General features: G+C 35.7%; 23 protein-coding genes and 1 pseudogene. 12 read left to right on the top strand and 12 right to left on the bottom strand.

The window, feature by feature from the left end; all coding sequences use genetic code 11:
* Positions 1-8: 8 nt before the first annotated feature.
* The gene (locus B8955_RS00385) at positions 9-251 is read right to left on the bottom strand and encodes a hypothetical protein (RefSeq protein ID WP_084097697.1); all 243 of its coding nucleotides are present in this window, start codon (positions 249-251) and stop codon (positions 9-11) included.
* Positions 252-399: 148 nt separating this feature from the next.
* Here B8955_RS00385 and murB point away from each other — a divergent pair, with 148 nt between their 5' ends.
* Positions 400-1,320 (top strand): UDP-N-acetylmuramate dehydrogenase, encoded by a 921-nt coding sequence (gene murB, locus B8955_RS00380; RefSeq protein WP_084097696.1) that lies wholly within the window; start codon positions 400-402, stop codon positions 1,318-1,320.
* A gap of 30 nt (positions 1,321-1,350) precedes the next feature.
* A complete protein-coding gene (locus tag B8955_RS00375; RefSeq protein WP_084097695.1) occupies positions 1,351-2,967 on the top strand; it encodes an ATP-binding cassette domain-containing protein in 1,617 nt (538 codons plus the stop codon).
* 42 nt (positions 2,968-3,009) lie between these two features.
* Here B8955_RS00375 and fni read toward each other — a convergent pair whose 3' ends face one another.
* From fni to mvk, 4 genes are read right to left on the bottom strand one after another with little or no spacing between them, the layout of a single operon-like run.
* Positions 3,010-4,071, bottom strand: a complete 1,062-nt coding sequence (gene fni, locus B8955_RS00370) for a type 2 isopentenyl-diphosphate Delta-isomerase (RefSeq protein ID WP_084097694.1) — start codon at positions 4,069-4,071, stop codon at positions 3,010-3,012.
* A gap of 18 nt (positions 4,072-4,089) precedes the next feature.
* Positions 4,090-5,187: a phosphomevalonate kinase gene (locus B8955_RS00365; protein ID WP_159444400.1), complete on the bottom strand. Its 1,098-nt coding sequence runs from the start codon at positions 5,185-5,187 to the stop codon at positions 4,090-4,092.
* The gene (gene mvaD / locus B8955_RS00360; protein ID WP_084097692.1) at positions 5,174-6,178 is read right to left on the bottom strand and encodes a diphosphomevalonate decarboxylase; all 1,005 of its coding nucleotides are present in this window, start codon (positions 6,176-6,178) and stop codon (positions 5,174-5,176) included. The genes B8955_RS00365 and mvaD overlap by 14 nt, the downstream gene beginning before the upstream one ends.
* 13 nt (positions 6,179-6,191) lie before the next feature.
* Positions 6,192-7,142 (bottom strand): mevalonate kinase, encoded by a 951-nt coding sequence (gene mvk / locus B8955_RS00355; protein WP_084097691.1) that lies wholly within the window; start codon positions 7,140-7,142, stop codon positions 6,192-6,194.
* Positions 7,143-7,317: 175 nt separating this feature from the next.
* Between mvk and guaA the strand changes: the two genes are divergently transcribed.
* From guaA to B8955_RS00330, 5 genes and pseudogenes are all read left to right on the top strand, one after another.
* Positions 7,318-8,874: a glutamine-hydrolyzing GMP synthase gene (guaA, locus tag B8955_RS00350; protein WP_084097690.1), complete on the top strand. Its 1,557-nt coding sequence runs from the start codon at positions 7,318-7,320 to the stop codon at positions 8,872-8,874.
* A 201-nt stretch (positions 8,875-9,075) separates the two neighbouring features.
* Entirely contained in the window at positions 9,076-9,417 is a 342-nt protein-coding gene (locus B8955_RS00345; RefSeq protein ID WP_084097951.1) for a plasmid mobilization protein, read from the top strand.
* Between the two features lie 10 nt (positions 9,418-9,427).
* A pseudogene (locus tag B8955_RS00340) lies at positions 9,428-10,481 on the top strand (relaxase/mobilization nuclease domain-containing protein).
* 116 nt (positions 10,482-10,597) lie between these two features.
* Positions 10,598-11,047: a CopY/TcrY family copper transport repressor gene (locus tag B8955_RS00335; protein ID WP_084097689.1), complete on the top strand. Its 450-nt coding sequence runs from the start codon at positions 10,598-10,600 to the stop codon at positions 11,045-11,047.
* 19 nt (positions 11,048-11,066) lie between these two features.
* Positions 11,067-13,160 carry a heavy metal translocating P-type ATPase gene (locus B8955_RS00330; RefSeq protein ID WP_084097688.1) on the top strand — a complete coding sequence of 698 codons (2,094 nt, stop codon included), beginning with the start codon at positions 11,067-11,069 and terminating at the stop codon, positions 13,158-13,160.
* A gap of 209 nt (positions 13,161-13,369) precedes the next feature.
* On the opposite strand, the gene B8955_RS06960 is transcribed toward B8955_RS00330, so the two are convergent.
* The 3 genes from B8955_RS06960 to B8955_RS00315 form a co-directional block, all read right to left on the bottom strand.
* Positions 13,370-13,759 (bottom strand): ATP-dependent nuclease, encoded by a 390-nt coding sequence (locus tag B8955_RS06960; RefSeq protein ID WP_234983487.1) that lies wholly within the window; start codon positions 13,757-13,759, stop codon positions 13,370-13,372.
* Positions 13,743-13,970, bottom strand: coding sequence for a helix-turn-helix domain-containing protein (locus tag B8955_RS00320; RefSeq protein ID WP_084097687.1), 228 nt, complete (start codon positions 13,968-13,970; stop codon positions 13,743-13,745). Before B8955_RS00320 ends, B8955_RS06960 begins: the two co-directional genes overlap by 17 nt.
* Before the next feature lie 812 nt (positions 13,971-14,782).
* Entirely contained in the window at positions 14,783-15,376 is a 594-nt protein-coding gene (locus B8955_RS00315) for a hypothetical protein (RefSeq protein WP_143238305.1), read from the bottom strand.
* A gap of 615 nt (positions 15,377-15,991) precedes the next feature.
* Between B8955_RS00315 and B8955_RS00310 the strand changes: the two genes are divergently transcribed.
* A complete protein-coding gene (locus B8955_RS00310) occupies positions 15,992-16,591 on the top strand; it encodes a sugar O-acetyltransferase (protein WP_084097685.1) in 600 nt (199 codons plus the stop codon).
* A 41-nt stretch (positions 16,592-16,632) separates the two neighbouring features.
* Here the strand turns inward: B8955_RS00310 and B8955_RS00305 are convergent, their stop codons facing one another.
* The 4 genes from B8955_RS00305 to B8955_RS00290 form a co-directional block, all read right to left on the bottom strand.
* On the bottom strand, positions 16,633-17,250 hold the full coding sequence (locus B8955_RS00305; RefSeq protein ID WP_084097684.1) for a GNAT family N-acetyltransferase: 618 nt from the start codon (positions 17,248-17,250) through the stop codon (positions 16,633-16,635).
* A 24-nt stretch (positions 17,251-17,274) separates the two neighbouring features.
* Positions 17,275-17,757 (bottom strand): Cys-tRNA(Pro) deacylase, encoded by a 483-nt coding sequence (ybaK, locus tag B8955_RS00300; RefSeq protein ID WP_200804246.1) that lies wholly within the window; start codon positions 17,755-17,757, stop codon positions 17,275-17,277.
* 10 nt (positions 17,758-17,767) lie between these two features.
* Positions 17,768-18,724: a 2-hydroxyacid dehydrogenase gene (locus B8955_RS00295; protein WP_084097683.1), complete on the bottom strand. Its 957-nt coding sequence runs from the start codon at positions 18,722-18,724 to the stop codon at positions 17,768-17,770.
* 85 nt (positions 18,725-18,809) lie between these two features.
* On the bottom strand, positions 18,810-19,268 hold the full coding sequence (locus B8955_RS00290) for a YaiI/YqxD family protein (RefSeq protein WP_084097682.1): 459 nt from the start codon (positions 19,266-19,268) through the stop codon (positions 18,810-18,812).
* 214 nt (positions 19,269-19,482) lie between these two features.
* Here B8955_RS00290 and B8955_RS00285 point away from each other — a divergent pair, with 214 nt between their 5' ends.
* The 4 genes from B8955_RS00285 (at position 19,483) to B8955_RS00270 (ending at position 24,311) form a co-directional block, all read left to right on the top strand.
* Positions 19,483-20,838 (top strand): APC family permease, encoded by a 1,356-nt coding sequence (locus B8955_RS00285; protein WP_084097681.1) that lies wholly within the window; start codon positions 19,483-19,485, stop codon positions 20,836-20,838.
* Between the two features lie 120 nt (positions 20,839-20,958).
* Positions 20,959-21,513: a LemA family protein gene (locus tag B8955_RS00280; RefSeq protein WP_084097680.1), complete on the top strand. Its 555-nt coding sequence runs from the start codon at positions 20,959-20,961 to the stop codon at positions 21,511-21,513.
* Entirely contained in the window at positions 21,507-23,318 is a 1,812-nt protein-coding gene (locus B8955_RS00275) for a DUF2207 family protein (RefSeq protein WP_084097679.1), read from the top strand. The genes B8955_RS00280 and B8955_RS00275 overlap by 7 nt, the downstream gene beginning before the upstream one ends.
* Before the next feature lie 123 nt (positions 23,319-23,441).
* Positions 23,442-24,311, top strand: coding sequence for a DUF368 domain-containing protein (locus B8955_RS00270; protein WP_084097678.1), 870 nt, complete (start codon positions 23,442-23,444; stop codon positions 24,309-24,311).
* The last annotated feature ends 28 nt before the right edge of the window (positions 24,312-24,339 follow it).

Genomic DNA, 24,339 nt, shown 5'->3' with positions numbered 1-24,339 from the left:
CCTCCTTATTAAAAGCTCATAACTGTGATAAATAACATGATTAAAAAGATAATCGTGTAGATACCTATTAATGTCCATCGCCATTTAGGAATCATTATATTTAAGGCAAAAATGATACCGATAATAGGTAATAACAGACTTAATACAGATTGATAAATGGTTATTTCTTCGGGAGTACGTGTTAAATGGATACCACTCCAAATTAATGTTAATGCTAGAATCATTAATGCATTACGTTGCTGCTTTGTCATCGTCGGGCAACTCCTTTCTCACTTTATAAATATTTTATCATAGACACCGAGGAGACTAACAGGAAGAGCCTCGATTATGGTATGATTGATAGTGAAGATAATAAGCGTTATGCTTAACTTTTAATTAATAAAAAAGGGACGATGATTAATGAATTTACGACACCTTAGTGATGTGTTCCCAGAAACAACGATTAAATTCGACGAACCAATGGCGAACTATTCTTATACGAAAACTGGAGGACCTGTTGATGCATTAATTTTTCCGCACTCAGTCCAAGAAATAAAAACGATTATACGTTATGCCAATCGTGAACATATACCGTTGATTGCATTAGGTAATTCAAGTAACTTAATTATTCGCGATCAAGGAATTGCAGGTATTGTGCTAATGCTGACGGATATGGAAAAAATGGCTGTTCATGGTCGCCAACTAATAGCTGAAGCAGGAGCTCGTATTATTGATGCGAGTCGTCTAGCTGCTGATCATACCTTAAGTGGTTTGGAATTTGCTTGTGGAATTCCTGGATCTATAGGTGGCGCAATTTATATGAATGCAGGGGCTTATGGTGGCGAAGTCTCAGAAGTTGTTCGCGAAGTGGATGTCGTGACTCTAGGTGGACAATATAAAACGTATACTCTAGAAGAATTGAATTTTGCTTATCGCCATAGTGAGTTACAAGAAACGGGCGATATTATTGTTCGCGTCACATTCGATTTAGAACTGGGGGATGCTGATGCGATTACTGGCAAAATGGACGAGTTAACATTTCTGAGAGAATCTAAACAACCATTAGAATTACCGTCATGCGGCTCAGTATTTAAACGGCCTAAAGGTCATTTTACGGGTCAATTAATTCAAGAAGCCAACCTACAAGGATATACAGTAGGCGGCGCTCAAGTCTCAATGAAACATGCTGGATTTATTGTCAATATTGGTGGGGCAACCGCTACAGATTATATTGATGTGATTCATCATGTTCAAGAAGTCATTAAAGATAAAAACGATGTGACATTGGAAACTGAAGTTCGAATTATCGGACGAGAAGATAATATCGAAACTAATAAATAAGAGTTTGGAAACGGTTAGGGAGGAATTAGCATGTCTGAACCATGGATTCAGTTTAAAAATTGGTCATTTACCTATGATAATGGATATGGTCCGGCGCTTGATGAGATTAATCTGACATTATACCGTGGGGAAAAAGTGCTAGTTCTTGGTGCTAATGCTTCTGGTAAATCAACATTTGTTCGTGCCTTGAAAAACGAACTAGGAACTGGACAATTTTCTGGATATAGTGAAGGAGAAATTATTCGCGATCATCATAATCTTCAAACGATTGATGGCGAACCTATTATTGATGCCGTTGATCGTCAAGAAACTACGCAACAAATTGCCGGGATTGATTGGACACATCTAGATAGTCAGGAAGAAATTATGGCTAATTATGCCAAATTATCAACCGGACAACGGGATATAGTTCGGTTGATGGGCGGTATGGATTACGACCAATCGGTGTTTATATTTGATGAACCACTTGCCAATTTGGCTCCCAAAACACAACAAGCGTTTATTGATTTATTGGATGATTTTTCTTATGCGAATAATGCGACCATCGTTCTATCAGGATTTCGTTTAGAACAGACCATGTATCGTCCAATTGATCGGGTTATTGTACTAAATGAAGGACGTGTCGTGTTTGATGGGTCAGTGCCTAACTTGTTAAAAAGTGAAGTGTTACCAACATTTCATATTCGTGAACCATTGTATGTCTCAGCTATTCGCTACTCAGGATATCCGTTACATCAAGTACGAAACATTGAAAATGTCAACCACATATACGGACAAGGTTTAAAATCAACCATTGAAAAATGGCTATTATCGATTCCGCATTTTGTACTTCCTAAATCCAATGAACGATTATTGACATTCGACGAGGCAACTTATCAATATCCTAATAGTGAGGAATATACAGTCGATCACCTATCAGTCACATTTCATAAAGGAGAAATTGTTTCTGTTGTGGGTGGGAATGGAGCAGGTAAAACCACACTCTCTCGGATTTTAAATGGCGAATTGACATTAACTTCGGGACGTTATTATTTTCATAATGATAGTGATGAAGCCAATCACCACCACCGTGTGACATTCATTCCGCATGACCCTTGGGAACGATTAACCGAAAAAACCATCAGAGAGCAATTAACGCATGCGATTCTTGAAGCAGGGATGGCTGTTAGTGATTATGAAGAACGTATGCACCAAAGCTTACAAGCATTAGGATTACATTATGCTATTGATTTACCTATTGAATCATTAAGCTATGGACAGCAAAAACGTATCTTATTAGCGCAAGCGTTACTGTTTCAATCAGAGGTTTTAATTATTGATGAGCCAACAGAAGGGCAAGATTATTATCACTATAACGAATTGATGCAATATATTTATACCATTAGCCAACGGGAAAATATTTTAGTTTTAATTAATTCGCATGATATCGATATGGCCTTAGAGTTTACGCAACGAACACTCGTTTTGAAAAAAGGCCATTTGATTGCAGATACGACACCGATAAATGTCGCCACTAATCCGCAACTAATCCATGATGCCGAATTACGACCAACCAATCTTTATACCTTTGCGAAACAAATTCATTTGGTGGATCCCTATGGATTTATCGATAAATTTACCAATTATAATCGCGCAATTAATCAATAATATAGGAAAAGCACGTCTCTTAATTGAGGCGTGCTTTATTGATTAATGAGCATGATGTGATCGTGTGTTAAACATGGATAAATCAATGTGTCGTTGCTCTGCCCATTCTTTTGGAAAGTCAGTAAAGATTAAGTCGGTATGGAGCAAGTCGGGGATAGTTGGCGCATTTAGCATTAACATGATTAATTTTAACTGTTCTTCCCAAGCATGTACTTGTTCAACGGTGTCATCGACTCCTTTAGTCAGAACACGTTGTAAAAATTCGCCACTCATACCAACTGCTTTAGCCCCTAATGCAAAAGCCTTAGTCATTTGTAGGGGATGTTTAATTCCTCCAGAGGCGACTAAATCAACAACATCTTTTAAGTGATAGTTATCGATTAGACTAACAGCTGTTGATTGGCCCCAATCGCCTAAGAAAGCAAAATCTTCTTTTTCTCGGCGAGAATTTTCGATAGTAGCGAAATTGGTTCCGCCAAATCCAGAAACATCTACTGTTGATACTCCAATATCGATTAATCGTTGAACCGTTTCAGAACTCATACCGAAGCCCACTTCTTTAATCATAACCGGCACACCTAAACCATGAACAATTTCACCAATATGATCTTCGAATTCGCGAAATTCTCGATCGCCCTCAGGCATGACAATTTCTTGTGGAGAATTCAAATGGATTTGAAAGGCGTCGGCATCGATTAAATCAACGGCTTTCTTAGCATTTTCTAAGGGATGGTTGGCTCCTAAGTTCGCTAATAAAAAACCATCTGGATTGACTTCTCTAGCGATTTGAAAACTGTGAGCCACTTTAGGGTCTTTAATTGCAGCGGAAATACTTCCAGTTGCCATCATTAACTGTGCTTCTTTAGCGACCATTGCTAGTTGTTTATTGACTTGAGCCGTCCACTCACTTCCACCTGTCATCGCGTTAATATAAAAAGGGGTAGTGAGTTGATGATTCAGTATTGAGGTTTCAATATTGATATCACTCAAATTATATTTAGGAATTGAATGGTGAATAAAACGAATCGATTCAAAATCAGTAGGGTTGGTTTGATATTGTTTGAAAGCAGCGTTGACATGATCATCTTTACGACTAGTCGACATGACGGTCATCCTTTCGTGTTATAAAATCAGTTGTAATGGCAGAGGTGTTAAATGGGCTTCTTGCCATTTTTTAATCACTAAATCTTTTGTTTTATCATCTTGACATAGGGCATATGCGCAATCACCAGCACCAGCTCCAGCAATTTTAAAGACACAGTCTAACATCGCGATTTCGTTATTTGCTGTGATGAATGTTGAAGTAAGATAAGGTTTATCTTGTTGGTTAGTATATGCTTTAATTTGACGATAATTATTGGCGATGTGAGTTTTCATGGCTTCCCAATCTTGAGACTCGATGGCAGATTGAATACCTAATAAAGTCGTTTCTGAATCTGTTTTAAATTGATGGCTAAAATCTTTTATTTGCTTTTGATTTTTTGTTTGGTGACTTTTTAAGAGTTTTTCAGTGGAACTTGCTGATTGGCTCCAGACCACCGCTAATTGCCACTGTTTTGGCCAAGGAACCGGAATAAGTTGCAATCCTGGCCAGTCTTTAGAAATTAAATCAATCCAATTATCGTGGTTTTTTATTTGTTGGCTAAACCATTCGCGATCCCAATTTTGGTAGATTACCGGTGTTCTTAATAATTGACAGGCCACATCGCCAAGTGATCCTAACATGTTTAAATCGGAATGCGTAACGGCTATTAATTTAAAGATTAGGAGAGGGTCTTTGGCTTGCTCGGGACCTAAATAGAAATGCACTAGGGCTTTTGTTAAAGCGACTGATAGTGCACCACTAGATCCGAGGCCATATTTAGTACCATCTGTCGCATCTAATTCAGACTCAATTGTTAAATGAAACGGTTGGAGAGTGATTGAATTATCTAATTGTTTCTCAGCATATTCACTAACATGTTCAATAAGAGCCCATATTAATGCGAAAGATTGTCCAGCTTTTTCATGATATTTCACATGACGATTTGAGAATTCCCAGGTAATCGTCTGAGCAATCTGATTTGTGTTCATTGTTCCTTGAGCTTCTGAAGTAGGAACAAGGTGAACACTCAAAAAGCGATTGACTGGTACTAACAAAGCGCGTTGATAGCTTTTAGTGACCGCATATTCACCTGCTAAAAATAGTTTACCAGGTGCTTGATAGTTAATTTGTGACATCTTCATACTCCCAGTGATCTAAACGGGTCAAAGCATCACCTGGCGTAGTAGTAATGAGTTGGTCATTTGTAAATGTCTCAGACAAATGTTGCTTGATTTGTGACATTTCAGAAGCTTTACATAGGACTTTAACGTTCGGTCCAGCATCAATCGTGTAATAAGCTGTAAATCCTTTTTCGCGGAGTGCTTGTACAGAGGCAATAGCTTGTAGCGTTTCCGGTTCAAAATAAGTGAAAGGTGGATTAGCAGCTAAAGTTGTCGCATGCATTCTCATTGCATTTGTCTCTGCTATTTCGCCGACACGTTGAATATCTTGATTAGCGATAGCCTCTTTAATGGCGATAAGATCTTGTTCGGATTGTTCTACCCATTGACTATAGAAAGGTGAAGTTGCTACGGTTAGTTGCATGCCTTCTCTAGAACTCACTTTCTTCTTCGCTTTATTAATAGCGATGATGACCATCCCAACATCCCAATTCGCATCGTCAATAGCAATTGCTTTAGAATCAACTGAACTCGTTCCTTTATTCCATTCGACAAAACCACCATAGACGGAGCGAGTGGCACTTCCAGAACCTCGACGTGCAAAGGTTGATAATTTTTCATTGGACCAGTCAAGGTGTAAAGACTCACGACAAGCACCAGCTAGAGCCGCGAAAGCAGAAGCAGAGCTGGCTAATCCAGCGGCAGTAGGGACATGATTATAACTTTCGACTTTGGCGTAACCATTTATCCCTAGTTCATCTCGGAACAAATCAAGAAAGCGAGAGATTTTATTTGTCTCTTCTTTAGATTGTTTTTCACCATTCAAATAAAAAAGATCGTTGGATAAATTATCTAACCATTGCACTCGCGTATCCGTATAAAAGGCATTTAAAGTTAGCGAGAGGCTAGAACTTGTGGGTAGGAATAATGTTTGATCACGTTTTCCCCAATATTTAATTAACGCAATATTGGTATGTGCGCGACAGGCACCAATTCGTTTTTGCATAAGTTTATCCTTTCTAACTAGCAAAGGGCATTAGCCAAGTTTTAATAGCTAAACCATTGTTTTCTAATTGTTGGGCAAGTTGTTCCGCTTGAGCTTTGTTATTAGCCAATGCTAAGTAGCAACCACCACGGCCCCCACCAGTTAATTTAGCAGGAACATGATGAGTTTGACAGTAGGAAATTCCTTGATCAAGGGCGTGGCTAGACACTGTTAACGTTTTTAAATCTTGTTGTGCCTGATTAATTAATGATGATAATTCAGCATAACGATTATGTGCTTGAGTGTCTACTAGGCAAGCTCGTAATTTCGTCACTAATTTTCCTAGATGATGAAGGGCATCGCTAAAAGGTTGATTCTCAGTTATTTTTTCTTGGTCCACACCTTCTCTAACTGCCGCAACCGCTGCTTTTGTTTCACCAGGAATACCAGTGTCAGCGACTACTAACCAATAAGGCGTTTGAAAGTGAAAAGGTGTTATAGGCTCATTTTTACGATAAAGTAATGGTTGATCTAATGCTGTTAATCGAGCATCTAACCCACTAGGATTTCCGTGACTGATTTCTTCAGCGAAATCCGCATATTTCAATAACGTATCCGTTGCAATCGGTTGATCAAGGTAATCAAAAAAAGCACGGATGATAGCACATGCTACCGATGCTGAAGAGCCCATCCCTCGTTCAGCAGGGATAGAGCTAGTGACTTGAACATGGGTATGTTGATTTGGTAAGTAATCCATCATCAGTTTTTCAATTAATAATTTGATATTCGTTAAATGAGGTGGGCAGGAAAGTAGATCACCTTGGTATAAGTCACTGTCTAGAGTCGTTGAACAGTCACTTGGGGTGATTTTCGCCGTCATTTCAACCGCACGAAAGGGTAAAGCAATCGCAGGGTAACCATAGACGACACTATGTTCCCCCATAAAGATAATTTTACCATGTGCTTTTCCTATACCAGTCTTCATTTCGTCAACTCCTCCTGTGTATCTCTTTAATTATAACGGATAAACCGTGATGATATCGAATAAAAAGTAAAACTTCAGAAAAAATATAAAAAAATAGCGTATACTAAACGAGAGGGTAGTTTTATTGACTAATATTTGATAAAATTCTTCTATCTAACAAAAAAGGAGCGATGATATGCCAGAATTGGAACAGATGAAACAATTCGAGAAAATTATTGTTTTAGACTATGGTAGTCAATATAACCAATTGATTACTCGGCGGATTCGTGAGTTCGGTGTGTATTCTGAATTACTATCTCATCGATTATCTGCACAAGAAATTATGGCAAAAGGAAATGTCAAAGGAATTATCTTATCTGGTGGACCTCATTCCGTCTATAATGAAAATTCATTTGATATTGACCCAGAAATTTTTAATTTAGGAATTCCCGTATTAGGTGTTTGCTACGGAATGCAACTAATGACCAAAACATTTGGTGGGGTTGTCGAAGCTTCTGATAAACGAGAATTTGGCCAACAACCACTACAAATTAAAGAGCAATCCCCATTATTTAAAGGATTGGATGAAGAAGAATTAGTTTTAATGAGTCATTCTGACCGTATTGCAGAATTACCAGATGGGTTCAAAGTGACCGCTACCGCTCCGCACAGTCCAGTAGCAGCGTTTGAAAGCGAAGATAAACCATTCTTTGGTTTCCAATTCCACCCAGAAGTTCGTGCATCTGTTCATGGAAATGACATGTTGAAAAACTTTGTCTTCGATGTTTGTGGTGCCAGTGGTGATTGGTCAATTGCTTCTTTTATTGATTTAAAAATTGCTGAAATCCGTGAACTAGTTGGTGACCGTAAAGTCCTATTAGGATTATCTGGTGGTGTTGATTCATCGGTTGTAGGTGTGTTACTACAAAAAGCGATTGGTGATCAATTAGTCTGCATTTTTGTAGACCACGGATTATTACGTAAAGACGAAGCCAAACAAGTGATGGAATCCCTAGGTGGCAAATTTGGATTAAATATTATTCCAGTAGACGCTTCAGAACGTTTCTTAAGTAAATTAGAAGGCGTTAGCGATCCAGAACAAAAACGTAAAATTATTGGTAATGAATTTGTGTATGTTTTTGATGATGAAGCAACCAAACTTGATGGTATCGACTTCCTAGCTCAAGGAACATTATATACAGACGTGATTGAGTCTGGAACGGAAACGGCGCAAACTATTAAATCTCACCACAATGTTGGGGGATTACCTGAAGACATGCAGTTCGACCTATTGGAACCATTGAATACATTATTTAAAGATGAAGTTCGTGCAGTAGGTACCGAACTTGGAATGCCTGATAGTATCGTTTGGCGTCAACCATTCCCTGGACCTGGTTTAGCCATTCGTGTTATTGGCGAAGTTACGAAAGAAAAATTAGAAATTGTTCGCGAATCTGATGCGATTTTACGCGAAGAAATCAAAAATGCCGGATTAGAACGTGATATTTGGCAATACTTCACCGTGCTTCCAGGTTTTAAATCTGTAGGAGTTATGGGAGATGTTCGGACATATGACTATACAATTGGTATTCGTGCCGTAACCTCAGTTGATGGTATGACGTCAGAATGGGCACATATTCCTTATGATGTCTTAAATAAAATTAGTCAACGAATCGTTAACGAAGTCAAACATGTTAACCGCGTCGTCTTAGACATTACCTCTAAACCACCTGCAACTATTGAGTGGGAATAATCGCAAAAAAATTAAAAGTTTTGTAAAATCAACGGTTATAGAAGATTAAAAACTGTAATTGGGATTAAAATGGGAACATTTGTAAAAAAGAATAAATTGAATAATAGTTCCAAGTGGTTTACGTTTGGACAAAAAATTAGACCGTAGTTTCAAACTGCGGTCTTTTTGTGTTCATATATTTATTTTAATAACATTTTTTTAATTAAAAAATTGAAAAAACAACTTAAAATATATTTAACAGATGAAGAAAAAGAAGTTTTTGAAAAGAAAATGAAACTTGCAAATTGCAAAACTATGTCCTACTTTCTTAGAAAATGTGTATTGGAAAAAGAGATTTATGTTGTAGATTTAAAACTATTTAGAAACCTACAATGGCTGCTTTCAAATGTAACAAATAACATAAACCAGATTGCAAAAGCTACTAATACAACTGGTGTTATTTACAAAAATGAAATTGAAACAATGAATAAACAAATAGAAAAATTATCAAAAGAAATATGGCAGATCCATTCCCTACTTCTTAATAAATCAAAAGAAAGTTAAAGTGATTAGTATGGCAATTACAAAAATACATCCTATAAAATCAACTCTAAATTTGGTAATAGATTACATTACTAAGAGCGAAAAAACTGATGAAAAAGTCTTGGTATCTTCATTTAAATGTCATCCATCTACTGCCCATATTCAATTTTTGAAAACTCGAGAAGATAATGATACTAAGGGTACAGTTTTGGCTAGACATTTAATCCAATCTTTTCTACCAGGAGAGGTTGAACCTATAAAAGCTCACGAAATTGGAATGGAGTTGTGCAAGAAAATTTTAAAACAAGATTATGAATTTGTTCTTGCAACTCATATAGATAGAGGGCATATCCATAACCATATTATTTTTAATAATGTTAATTACAAGACTGGCAAATGCTACCAATCTAATAAAAAATCTTATCATAAAATCAGATTTCAAAGTGACGAATTATGTAAAGAAAATAAGCTCTCAGTCATTGATGAATATTATGAAGATTACAAAAAAATATAAAACTGCTGGTAAATCTTGGTACTAATATGACCAAAACAAGAAAGGAAATTTTTGGAAGTCTAAACTGCAATTTGATATAGATAGAATGATTAATAGGTCTAACTCGTGGGAAGAGTTTTTAGAAAATATGAAATCTATTGATTATGAAATTAAGTTTGGTAAATACATTGCTTTTCGTAATAAAGATAAGCAAAGATTTACAAGAGCTAAGACTATCGGAGAAGATTATACCGAAGAAAAAATCAAAGAAAGAATAGATTTAGCTATTAAAAACAAAGCTAATCCTATTAAAAAACGTGTAGGAAACGTCATTGATATATATACTAATAAAAAAGCTCAATCCTCAAAAGGTTATGAAGTTTAGGCAAGAAAACATAATATCAAAACAATGGCTAATTCAATAATTAAACTTAGATAACAAGGAATTAATTCAATCACTCAACTCGATGAATTGCAAGAAAAAAAGAACGCCCTTATGCAAGAGTATTGTTTGAATAAAGAACAATTTTCTGACCTTGTTCAGTATGGGAAAAACTATGAAAATTATTATGGGATAGAAGTGGAGAGATAAAAAGCTATAAGCGTTGCTTACATTTATTAAAGAGACTTGACATAATTCGTTTACAATGGTAAACTTGTTTTGAGTATATATGTTTACATATGTAGACAACTAGGAGGGGAAGGAGAATGAGCACAATAGAATTTAATACTAATATCACAGATGCTGAATGGGAAGTCATGCGTGTAGTTTGGGCAAATGAGCGAGTAACTAGTAAAAAAGTCATTTCCGTATTGAAAGAAAAAATGGACTGGACACAATCCACTATCAAAACGATCTTAGGCAGATTAGTTGAAAAAGGCGTACTAAATACAGAGCAAGAAGGTAGAAAGTTTATTTACACTGCCAATATTGAAGAGAAAGAAGCCGTAAGGGATTACGTAGAAGATATTTTTAACCGTATTTGCAAAAAGAAAGTCGGAAATGTAATAGGAAGCATCATTGAAGATCATGTCTTAAGCTTCGATGATATAGATCGATTAGAAAGAATATTAGAGATGAAAAAAGCTTTCGCAGTAGAAGAAGTGGATTGCAATTGTCCAGAAGGACAATGCAAATGTCATTTACATCATCATTAAGAATAAGGAGGAATTTAAAATGAACAATAACAACGAACATTCATCCCACAGTCACCATAATCATGGCGACATGGATCATTCAAAACATGAGCACGTAAGCACGGAAGAACATGGAGACCATAAGGATCAACATCAAGAACATCATGCTGGGCATGATCACAGCGGGCACAATGGGCATGATCACCATCATGGAAACTTTAGGGAACTTTTCTTAAAATCATTGCCAATAGGAATCATTATTATGCTCTTATCCCCTATGGCTGGGTTTGACCTACCATTCCAGTTTACTTTTCCATATTCTGATATTGTAGTAGCTATTTTATCTACTATATTAATTATTTATGGTGGACGTCCATTCTATCAAGGGGCACTTGACGAATTTAAACAAAAAGAACCTGGAATGATGGCTCTCGTTTCTTTAGGTTTAAGTGTTTCATATTTATACAGTATTTATGCTGTTATCATTACCTACGTAACGGGTGAACACGTGATGGACTTTTTCTTTGAATTTGCTTCATTATTATTAATCATGTTATTAGGTCACTGGATTGAGATGAAAGCTATTGGAGAAGCAGGAGATGCACAAGAAGAACTGGCTAAGCTAGTACCAAAAGATGCTCACGTAGTATTAGATGACGATTCAATAGAAACACGACCAGTTGCTGACTTAAAGGTAGGTGATTTAATTCGAATTCAAGCTGGAGAAAATGTGCCAGCAGACGGAACTATCGAGCGTGGCGAATCACGTCTAAATGAAGCTCTTTTGACTGGAGAATCAAAAGCAGTTAAAAAAGGTCCTGGAGATGAAGTAATCGGAGGCTCAACAAATGGGGAAGGGGTTCTCTATATTAAAGTGAATGAGACAGGTGATCAATCCTTCATCTCTCAAGTTCAGAATTTAATCAGCCAAGCTCAAAGTCAGCCTTCCAGAGCAGAAAATATTGCTCAAAAGGTTGCAGGGTGGCTCTTCTATATTGCGGTCATTGTCGCGCTAATAGCTTTTGTAGTATGGACGCTTATAGCGGACATCCCAACGGCAGTAAAATTTGCTATCACAACATTAGTTATAGCTTGTCCTCACGCTTTGGGTCTAGCTATTCCATTGGTAACCGCTCGTAGCACAAGCTTAGGGGCAAGTCGTGGCTTACTAGTAAAAGACCGAGAATCTTTAGAAATAGCTCAAGATGCAGATGTGATGATTTTAGATAAGACAGGTACTTTAACAACAGGTGAGTTTAAAGTATTAGATGTTGAACTTTTTAATGAAAAATATACAAAAGAAGAAATAATTTCACTATTGGCAGGTATTGAAGGAGGGTCTAGTCACCCGATTGCTCAATCAATTATAAGCTTCGCCGACCAAGAAGGTATAAGTCCAGTATCCTTTGATTCCATTGATGTAATTTCCGGTGCTGGCGTAGAAGGTAAAGCTAATGGGCACCAATACCAATTAATCAGTCAAAAAGCATACGGACGTAATCTAGATATGGATATTCCAAAAGGAGCAACCCTCAGTGTCTTAGTAGAAAACGATGATGCCATTGGTGCTGTAGCTTTGGGGGATGAATTAAAAGCAACCAGTAAAAAGTTAATAGAAGCTCTTAAAAATAACAATATAGAGCCAATTATGGCAACAGGTGATAATGAAAAAGCAGCTCAAGGAGCGGCAGAAGATTTAGAGATTGAATATAGATCAAATCAATCTCCACAAGACAAATATGAGTTAGTTAAAACACTTAAAGATCGTGGAAAGAAAGTTATCATGGTAGGTGACGGTGTTAATGATGCCCCTTCTCTTGCCTTAGCAGACGTTGGTATAGCTATAGGCGCTGGAACCCAAGTGGCATTGGATTCAGCTGATGTCATCTTGACTCAATCTGATCCAGGAGATATTGAATCATTCATTGAATTAGCACACAAAACAACTCGTAAAATGAAACAAAATCTCTTTTGGGGAGCCGGCTATAACTTTATAGCTATCCCTCTAGCTGCAGGAATTTTGGCTCCTATTGGTATCACATTAAGCCCTGCATTAGGAGCAATTCTAATGTCTGTGTCAACAGTCATCGTCGCCATTAATGCTATTTTATTAAGATTAGATCCGAAAAAATGACAATTAACATATAGAATAATTAAAACTCCTTAAAGTATCAAGATACAATAGTTTTACAGGAGAAAAAGAGATGTAAGTACTGGCTCTTTGTAAAATCGTGTTGGTAGAAGTAGATGATTTTTCTACCAACACGATTTTTAATTTATTATAGAACTGATTTCTTTTAAAATCCTAAAAGCCACCTATTTCGGCAGTTTTATAGCTTGTTATTATATTTTCTTGACAATAATACCACCGTCTCCACATGTGTCGTATCCTGAAATAGCTTTAAAATATTTTTCTGTATCACTACTTAAATTTGTAATTTTAGAGCTTTTTTTGTTTGATAAAAGTATTAAATTTTCTAAGCCTAATTTATTTAAAACAAAACTGCTATGAGTTGAAATAATTATTTGACTAGATTCCTTAATACTATTTTCTTGTAGAATATCAATTAAATTATTCATGTTAGAATATGACAAATGGTTTTCTGGCTCTTCAATTAAAATAATTTTATCTTTATTTGTATTAATATTATTTAAAGCAAGCTCAGTTTTTAGTAAGCATTGTAGCCCTCTACCAGCATTTGAATATGGAATACTATCAAATTCCGTTATCATACTTGATTCCCATTGACTTACATTCAATAATATCTCCAATATCACATTGAAAATACTCACAAATCTTTCCTAATGTTTCTAGACTTACATTTTCGTCTCTTCCCATTTTTGCTATTATCTTGGGTGTTGTTGCGATTGCACATTTTAAGTCTGTTTTTTTCATATTTTTATCTATTAATAACTTCCATAATTTGTTATATGAAAATCCCATATCATTCTCCAATTCTATATTTTACCTTTCTAAATGTATAGATTAACTATCTAATGAGAGCATATAATACAGATTCCTTTCAATTATATGATTTACTGCGTTAAACTTAGCAAAAAAAAAATAAAGGCAGTCCGAAGACTGCCGATATTTATCTCTCTGTATCTTTGCTATGGTCTTTCTTATTTGATTTAGTTTTTTCGTCTGTCTTAAAGCTTTTTATTTGCCCTAATATGGACTTTTTTTCCTTATCTTGACTCCTTATTTGTTCTTTTGCTTTTAATAGCTTAGAAGACAAAAAGAGATATTATATTAAAACAATATTTCTCTGGTACTGGGACTGGGACGGGACAAAAAAATTGAAAATGTTCTATAATTAGATGGATTTAGTGATACTCTAAAAAATAGAATCCAGTATTTTGAATGGTTTGAGATTTATCGTACATTTGGAAAAGAAGAGTGGGAATAATAGTCTCTATTTCGTTTGGGACTAACAGTTTAAACATATGAATTAACTTATCGGCTACTTTTTGACGACCGTTTTCTAAGAGGTTGGTCTGTTTTTGAAGTAGTCGATTTTTTAGTGCCTTTTATATAAAAAATAGCCAAAAGCAATCATATATCAGGTTGCTTTTGGCTATTTTTACTTTAAAGTTCTTTTTCTGCGCATTGTTGCTCTTTAATTTCTTCTTTTTGAGCTTTTAATAATTCTTTTTCACGCATAGATTCTACTTGATATCGATAGGCAATTTCTAATTTTTCTAGTTTCGTATCTAATATTATCATTATTATTGAAATATAGAAGGAAAGACATGCTATTTTTTAACTTGTTGAGGTGTAAGATATAGATGATACAAAGATAGATTTGGATAGTCTTCTGTATTTGCTTTTTCAAGGGTAATATTCCAGTCACTAACAGATGCATTAGAAATCTCTTGATTCTGTTCAAAATGATTTTGAATGTATTGTGAGAGTTTTGAGTCAATATTATCTGTCAGTGTCAATGCTTCATCTTTATCAATATATAAACTCGTGATACCTGAAACCTGTTTGTTCTCACCGACACACACAAACGTATGATTGGTAACAGGAATAACTTTTATGGTTTCTTGATTGCCTTTTTTGAATTGTGATGTTTTAGGTTGATAGTCGGTCGCATTACTGATATCGATAGATTCCTTTAAATTCGTAGCGGTTTGATAAGCATCATTGAATACGATGGGATTGGTATCCGTTGTGCTGGATAGTTTTGAATAACACAGTAGCATTAGTAAGAAACTAATCAGCAGGGCAATACCAATTTTTAGGTGAAATTTTTTCTTATAAAGTAAATAAATCGAATAGATAACTAAATCGAAAAGAATAAAAAAAAATAGAAAAAATCCTAGCATAAAAATGTTTTCACTCATCATCGTATACCCATTAATCGTTAAGATTACCTTTCTATAGTTCGAATAGTTAGTGCTTAAATAAATGCTGTTACACTTACTTTATCAAAATAATAGTCTCTTTTTATTTAAAATACAATGGCTAATTAATATGGGCTTATAGTAATTTAATTTTTTAGTGTATACTTGATTAAAAGAGAAAATGCCGGTAAGAGAATGAAGACTTATGTACAGCGACTATAAAACGAAGGAGTTTTTCTATGAAATTTGGTAAGTATAAAATAGATTCTTCGTGGTTCGTTTACATCATAGGGTTCTTACTCACGTCGTTGATTTTCCCTCATATGTTTTTATCAGTCATCTTGCTACTAATCTTTGCGATTGAAAAGGATGACAATAAGGATTAAGAATGTGTGTTAGGAAATAGTTAGTAATTGATTTAGAGGTTAAAAATGAATTATATTTTATTTGGTATTTTAGTGGTGGTATTTATTATTAGAAAGTATGTTAGTAAAAAATTGGAAGCAAAATTAAAAGATGAATAGTTTTATCGTAAAATGCCGAAAGAAAGTTAACTAAATTTTTTTACTAGAATAGGGTTGGTTAATGAGAGTAAAAAAGATAAAGGAGTTTTTTATGCAAAAGGAGAAAATGCTTAAGGGTGAGCTATATACAATTGATTCTGAGTTGAAGCAGGAGATGCAGGATGCCCAAGAATTGGTGAAACAATATAACCAATTGTCAATTCATCAAAATGAAGAGCAAGAAGCAATGATTCGCCAGTTGTTTGGTCGAGTAGGGGAGAATCCTGAAGTCACAGCACCCATTTATTGTGACTATGGCAAGCAAGTATCAATAGGGGATCATTTTTATAGTAATTATGGCTGCTCATTTGTTGATGTGGCGCCGATTACTATCGGAAATCATGTGTTCTTAGGCCCACATGTTCATTTACTAACACCTAGTCATCCAATAAGTGCTGATATTCGTAATACTGGAGTAGAGTATGCGAAGCCGATTACCATTGGAGATAGTGTATGGATTGGCGGGAATGTGACAGTGAATCCGGGTGTGACGATTGGTAGTCGCTCAATTATTGGATCTGGTTCTGTTGTCACTAAGGATATTCCAGAAGATGTCATTGCAGTCGGTAATCCTTGCCGCGTATTAAGAGCAATCACTGATGAAGATAACCACTATTGGGAAGACGCTTATTCTGATTATATGAATAAATAAGAAAAACCTCTCACTGTTAAGTGGGAGGTTTTCATTAATTATTATTTAATTTCACCAGCATATAAGAAATATTTATATTTTGGATCAGTAGAATAACTATACGATTTATCGGGTGTTAAACCTTTATGATCATAGAATGAATAGTCACAATCAGAGTCTGTATGTAAAACGTAATCTTTGACATCATGATCAGCAAAGACTTGTAAGCCGTTTTCCCATAATTTTCCACCAATTCCTTTTCCGCGGGCAGCAGGACTAAGAATGAAAAGTTCGATAACGGCATCAGGTTGACTACCATGATGTTCATCAAGATAACGATTGGCATGAATTTCATTCGTTAATTGGGTTAAAACGTCACGTTTAACGGGATTATCGTCAATTGCAAACGTAGACACGTCTTCAAAATCAATTTGAATATTTTCTTTTAATGTTTTTTCTTGGTTTTTAATATTTCCGAAGAACACACCTAATACCTTGCCATCTTCTTCAGCAGTTAGCCCAAAAGAACTGTCATGTAATCTTAAGTTCGTATCAAACGCAGAGAAAGTATTAGTTGCGTCAGGGTCTAGTTTATAATTGCCAGCGTACCAAGTTTCAGTAATCATTTCTTGCAAAGCATCGAAATCTGTTTCTTGATATGGGCGAATGTTAATTGTCATTTTTGTTTTTTCTCCTTTTGGCAATTAATAAGTTACAATATTAGCGAAATTCAAGTCAGAAATCGCCTGAGGTAAATCGCTTAAAGCGACAGAAATGGCTAATCCGACTTTACCACCGCTGAAAATAATCGCGTCAAAATTTTCAGCCGATTGATCGATTGTAACAGGAAAATCAGTTTTCATTCCTAATGGGGAACAACCACCATGGACATAGCCAGTGAGCGGCTCTAACTCTTTTTCCTTAATCATATGGACATTTTTTTCATTGACCGCTTGAGCAGCTGCTTTTAAATCCAAGCTAGCTTCTACAGGAACAAGGAAAACATAATGGTTACCTGATTTCGCTTCTGTTACTAAGGTTTTAAATTGTTGTTTAGGGTCGTTTCCCATCTTAATAGCAACGTCGACACCATTGTCGACATCGTCACCGAAATATGTAAAGACATCGTAGAAAATTTTTTGTTGGTCTAACAAACGCATCGCGTTAGTTTTGATTTTTTTACTCACTAAATTCACCTTAATTCATTAGATTTTGTGGATGACCATCGATAAACGCCTGAATATTATCAAATGCAATTTGTGCTCGAATATCCATGGATTCATCGCTTAAAAAGGCAATATGTGGAGTTAATAAGGCATTTTTCGCATGTAACAGAGGATTATCTGAATCTAATGGAGGTTCGCCATCAAAAACATCGATACCTGCGCCAGCAATTTCGTCAGCATTTAATTTGTCAGCTAATGCTTGATTGTCGATGATTGGACCACGAGCCGCATTAATTAATATTGCATCTGATTTCATTAAATCTAATTGTCCTTTCCCAATAAATCCTTTTGTTTCTTCGTTTAGAGGGAGGTGTACAGAAACAATATCACTGGTTTTTAGCACTTCTTCAAGTGAAAGATATTCTAAGCCTAAATCTTTAGCGGCTTCTTTTTCACTGCGATTGTAACCGACTAGGTGAGCACCAAATGCTTTAAATAATTTAGCTGTTTCAAGTCCAATCTTACCAGTTCCAATAATTCCTACCGTTTTACCTTTTATTTCTCTGCCTTGGAAAGGACCAGAGAAATCTTCGGCTAAGCGGACATCAGCATCACTTTTAGGGATTTGACGATATAATCCTAGGACTAAACCGATAACAAGTTCATTAACTGCAGTATTCGCATATCCGGAAGCATTAGCCACTTTAATATCATGTTCAGATGCTAGTTTCGTATTCACATGATCCACACCTGTGAAAGCCACATTAATTAACTGCATGTTAGGATTAGCTTCAATCACTTCGTCAGGAAGTGGATTATTAGCAATCGTAATAATGTCAGCATCTTTACTGCGAGCAATAAGTTCATCAGTATCGGTTGTTTTTTGATCAAAATATTTAAACGTATGGCCAGCATCAATTAACGGTTGAGCTAACTCATTAATTTTTTCTTCTGGTACACGTAAGGGTTCTAATAAATGAATGCGCATAATGTCCACCTTTCTCAGTCTTTAACATTCTTACTGTACGTGATTTTCACAAACTTTTCAACAGATTCGCTCTTAATAGCAAACATTATTGTTTATTTGTTAAGAGAATGCATTCAATGAGTTGATTCAATTGATTGGTAAAGTAGTCACGATCTTTTTGGGTAAATTGACGAGGGCCTTTTGTATGGTGACCCTTTAGACGTTCCTTTTGAGAAAGAAATCGTTGGGTTAGTAACGTATCAATAGAATTCTTATGGTATTCCTTCCCATTGTGATGGATAACGTAAGCTTTATTTAAAAGTAATGATGCTAACCCATAATCTTGTGTGATGACGACATCCCCTTTATTTGTCAGTTTAAAGATTTCGTAGTCAGCTGAGTCTGGTCCTTTTTCAACATAGTGAATCGTTACTAGCGGATTATCTGGTTGTGACGTATAGTGAGCAATTGAAGTGACAATGACAACAGGAATATCATAAAGCATTGCCACTGAAATGGCTTCTTGTTTAACAGGTGAACCATCACCATCAATTAAAATTTTCATAAGGCCTCCAAAAAATAATAGTATTGCAAAATACTTTTTATTATAATAAAAAAGTGCTTTTTTGCCAATAATCGGTTGACACGACAGTATGAACTGATATAATTCCTACCTTAGTGTATTTAATTCTTACAATACAATAGTAAGTTTTATTCAATAGATGATGGCTAAGATTTAATGCATGATCATTTAATTTATAAATAGAACGGGGTATGTTATGGAACAACCAGAAAAACATTATGGTTTGTTTACGACTATTTCGATGATTGTCGGAATTTGTGTCGGATCAGGAATATTTTTTAAAGCTGACAATATTTTAATCCTCACTCATGGGAATGTCTTTTTGAGTGTTCTAGTCTTTATTATTGCTGCATTATGTGTGGCTTTAGGGAGTATTACGATTGCTCAATTATCGGTAAGAACGAATGCTTCTGGTGGTATCGTCGCTTATTTTGATGAGTTTATCTCAAAAGCATTTGGGAATGGGTTTGGCTGGTTTTACTTAGCGGTCTATTATCCAACCATCTTATCTGTAGTGGCCTGGGTAGCCGGTTTATATAGTTTACAACTATTAGGATTACCATCCAATCTTGAGCTTGAAATGCTTATCGGTCTTATTTTTATTATATGTGCTTTTGCTATGAATTATCTATCAACAACGATGGCTGGTCGTTTCCAAAATTTAACAACGATTGGGAAATTAGTTCCTTTAATTGGAATAGGGTTAGTTAGTTTTTTTTGGGCTGATCCTTCACAAACTACCCAAGTGACAGAAACAGTAGCTGCCAGTGGTCAATCGTCATTTAGCTGGATTGCTGCTATGATTCCGGTTGCTTTTTCTTTTGAAGGGTGGATTGTTGCCACAAGTATTGCACCAGAAGTTAAAAATCCTCATCGTACGATGCCGTTAGCCTTGCTGTTAGGCCCAATTATTGTTTTAGCCATTTACTTAGCTTACTTTATTGGAATTGTCAATATTGGTGGCGTTGATGATATTTTAACTCTAGGTGATGGCATTGTCAGTGTGATAGGGATGCGCTTGTTAGGATCTGCCGGAGATAAAATTTTAACCGCCTTTATTTTACTAGCGGTCACAGGGGTTATTAACGGATTAACTTTAGGATTTATTCGTCTACCTCAAGCAATGGCGTTGCGCGGATTTATTCCTAACTCTGAAAAAGTAAAACGGATTAATTTCCGTCGTGGATTATCATTACCTTCTGTAAAAATTGCTTTTGGCTTAACGATGGTATGGATGATTGTGCATTACTTTGTTCAAAAAAATCTACTACTAGGTGCAGGAGATATTAGTGAAATCGCAATTGTCTTTAACTATGTTGGGTACATTTTATTATATGTTGAAGTGATTAAGCTCTCTTTAGCAGGTGAGATTCCAAATAAATGGTTGGGCATTGTCGTTCCAAGTCTAGCTATTGTAGGTTCATTAGTGATTATTATTGGTGGATATGTGTCCAATCCGACTTACTTACCATTCTTCTTATTGTTCTGTTTTGTGGTAAGTGTCGCTGGTTATATTTATAGCAAACGACAAGATAATAAAGAAACAATTTAATGATTCGTTATACTGGAGCAAAGTTGTGATTGCTCCAGTATTTTTTTATCTTGTGACGCTAATTGAAAAAAGTTTTTAAAATAAGGTATAATAAGCCCATAAAACAAGGAAGGTGATGACATGCCGACAGTTATTATCATTGGTGTAATTGTGTTAATTATAATTTTATTAATTGTGTGGGGAATTAAGCTTTACAACCGCATGATTAGTCATAAAGAAATGGTGACGAATGCAATGGCTCAAATCGCGACTCAAGTTGAGTCACGTTGGGATGCGTTAAGTAATTTAATTCAAGCCACCAAAAATTATCAAACTCACGAATCAGAAACATTAACAAATATTGTGGCCCAACGCTCTGGTGTTAATAAAAACTCTTCTGTCGATACAATTGAAAAGGATGATCGTGCTTTTCAACAAGCGTTACGTGCGATTGACGTCGTAGTTGAACAATATCCTAATTTAAAAGCTGCTGATGTTTATCAAAATACGATGGCTAGTGTGAATAATTATGAAAATAATGTTCGTCACTCACGGATGGTATTTAACGATACTGTGACAAAATATAATCGCTTAATCAAATCATTCCCTAATTCCATTGTTGCAGGGATGACTGGATTCCAACCAGAAGATTATTTTGAATCCACACCTGAAAAACAGGAGATGCCTCAATGGTAGGAAAGTTGCTACGAAAATTCGGACGAGTTGTGGTTGTCTTCTTATTATTTATAATATTTATACCAACAATTGGGTCTGCCAATGAAATTTCGAATGTTTCTGTTGATGTTCAATTACAATCATCAGGGACTGCTCATATTGTAGAAAAGTGGCAAGCTGACTTAGATGAAGGAAGTGAATTATATAAACCACTGACTTTAGAATCCAATCAAACAATAGAAAACTATGAAGTGAAGATTAATGGCCAAGAAATGACAGAGGTTGCTAACTGGGATATTGATGGTGACTTCGATGAGAAGGCTTACCAATATGGTCAACATGAGAATGAACTCAACTGGGGAATTAGTGAGTATGGTGAAAATACTTATGAAATTTCCTATGACATTACGAATTTTATTGCACAAACCTCGACTTATCAGATGATTTATTGGGAATTTATTACTGATGAGATGGAGCCCAGTCCTGAAAATGTCACACTGACGATTCATAGCGACAAAGGGGAATTGACTCCTCAAGATTATCGTTTATGGGGGGTTGGTTATCAAGGGACTGCAGAATTCACTTCTGATGGTCAGATTTTGGCACAAAGTTCAGAACCTTTTGGGAGTAGCAGCCATCTAACATTATTGATTCGTTTACCTGATGGACAATTTCCGACTCAATTTCAATTGGATAAATCCTTTGATGATTATGTAAAAGAAGCATTTGAAGGGAGTCATTACTCTTTCGATGATTATGATCCTGATGCGACTCAAGAGGAATTAACCAATGTATCAGAAGATCCCATGTCAACAGGGGAAAAATTATTAATAGGTGGTATTGGAACAATCGGAGGCATTGGCCTTATAAGTGCAGGAGTCGTTGGATATAATTACCGTAAAGCGTATAAGCAACGTAAAAAAGTTTATCCAATCTTAGAGGAACGATCAAAACAATTATCAGGTGAATATTATCGGGAACTTCCGTATCCATCATTTGAACTAGGATGCATCTTATTATTGACATTAGATGATCATAATACGAGTCATGGCTATTCTGAAGATGGCTCTTCTGAGATTACTGAAAATATCTTAACTGCCACTATTTTATGGTTTGTGTTTAACGAGTATTTAGTGATGGTTCCTGGTGAAAAACATCAAGAGTTACAGTTAACGGGAAAAACTGATGTTCCAGAAACTTTTAGTCGTTTTTATAAAATATTAGAAGCGGTAAGTGATAATGATGGCATTATTAAACAAAAACGATTGAAAAAATATATAGAACGTCATTATCAAAAATTAGAAAGTTATTTAGATGACTTGGAAGCTGAAAGTCAAATGTGGATGTTTAATCATCAGTATTTATTTAAACAACTGCAAGCGAAGAAAAAATCAGAAGAATCAGATTTAGATAGAGCGAATAGTTCGTCAGTATTTCCTCTCACTGAAGAGGGACTCGTTCTTCGCGATAATCTCGTTCGTTTTTATAACTACTTATTAGATTATTCATTATTGAATGAACGTTCTGCGAGTGAGGTCTATATTTGGGACGAATTGATGATATTTGCTGCTTCTTTAGGCATTTTAGATGAAGTTGAGAAGGAATTTACCAAATTGTATCCACAATACCGCCAAGAATCCATATTTATTAATAATAGGGGAATGACATTTACTGATTACTATATTATTAGTCACCTTATGGACCAGTCACGTGCTACTGGATATTTGAAAGCTCATCCAAACTTAAGTAGTGGTAGTGGTGGTTCAGCAAGTTTTGGTGGCGGTGGTGGCTCATTCGGTGGCGGTACCGGTGGCGGCGTTCGCTAAGTAAAAACCAGATAGTGAGTGAGGACTCGCTACCTGGTTTTAATTTATTAAATTCTTTAATTTATAAGGATGCAATTAAATAGGGACCTGTGTATAATAAGATTTTGAAAGTGAGGAAACGATATGCAAACAATTGATTGGAAGGACTGGTTACTCCGTTTATTCAAAGGGGCAGCAGTCGGTATTGGAGGTATCTTACCAGGTTTATCTGGTGGTGTTCTAGCCGTAATTTTTGGTTTATATGATAAAATCTTAAACTTTTTAGGTAATATCACCAAAGACTTCTGGAAAAATGTAATTTACTTTATTCCTGTTGGTATTGGTGGCGTTATTGGAATTATCTTATTTTCTGTTGTTGTAGAGAAAGCATTTGGTAATTACCAAGCGATGTTTACATGCTTATTTATTGGATTTGTGGTGGGAACATTACCACAACTATTTAAACAAGCAGGGAAACAAGGGCGTCAAGGTATCGATTTTATCATTCTAGGGCTTAGTGCTCTCGCTATCTTCTTCTTAATGATTTTAGGAGGACAATCATTGACCGCTGTAGAACCTAGTTTTCTAGCTTGGTTATTCTCTGGCGCATTAATTGGTTTAGGTGTTATCGTGCCGGGTATGAGCCCAAGTAACTTCTTAATTTACTTTGGTTTATACGACAAAATGGCTGCTGGAATTAGTTCAATTAATTTAGGTGTTATTATTCCGTTAACTCTAGGATTAGCGATTTGTGTATTAAGTTTAGCAAAAGTAGCTAATTGGGCATTTGATCAATTTTATTCTAAAATGTATCATTTTATTTTAGGAACGGTGATTGGCTCTTCATTAGCTATTTTTCCAACAGTAGTCTTCCCGGCCTTTACGGCGACGGGATTAGCAGCTAGTGGATTATCATTTACAACGACATTAGTCTTCTCAGCGTTAATGTTTATTTTAGGTGTGATGTTTTCATATTGGTTTAGTGGAATTGAAAGCAAATATAGTCAAGACTAATCACTATAGATTTCTTGTAGGAAATAGC

Source organism: Aerococcus suis (assembly GCF_900176325.1).
GTDB lineage: Bacteria > Bacillota > Bacilli > Lactobacillales > Aerococcaceae > Aerococcus > Aerococcus suis.
The sequence above is the reverse complement of the archived record's forward strand: the minus strand, read 5'-3'. Positions and strand labels throughout refer to the sequence as shown.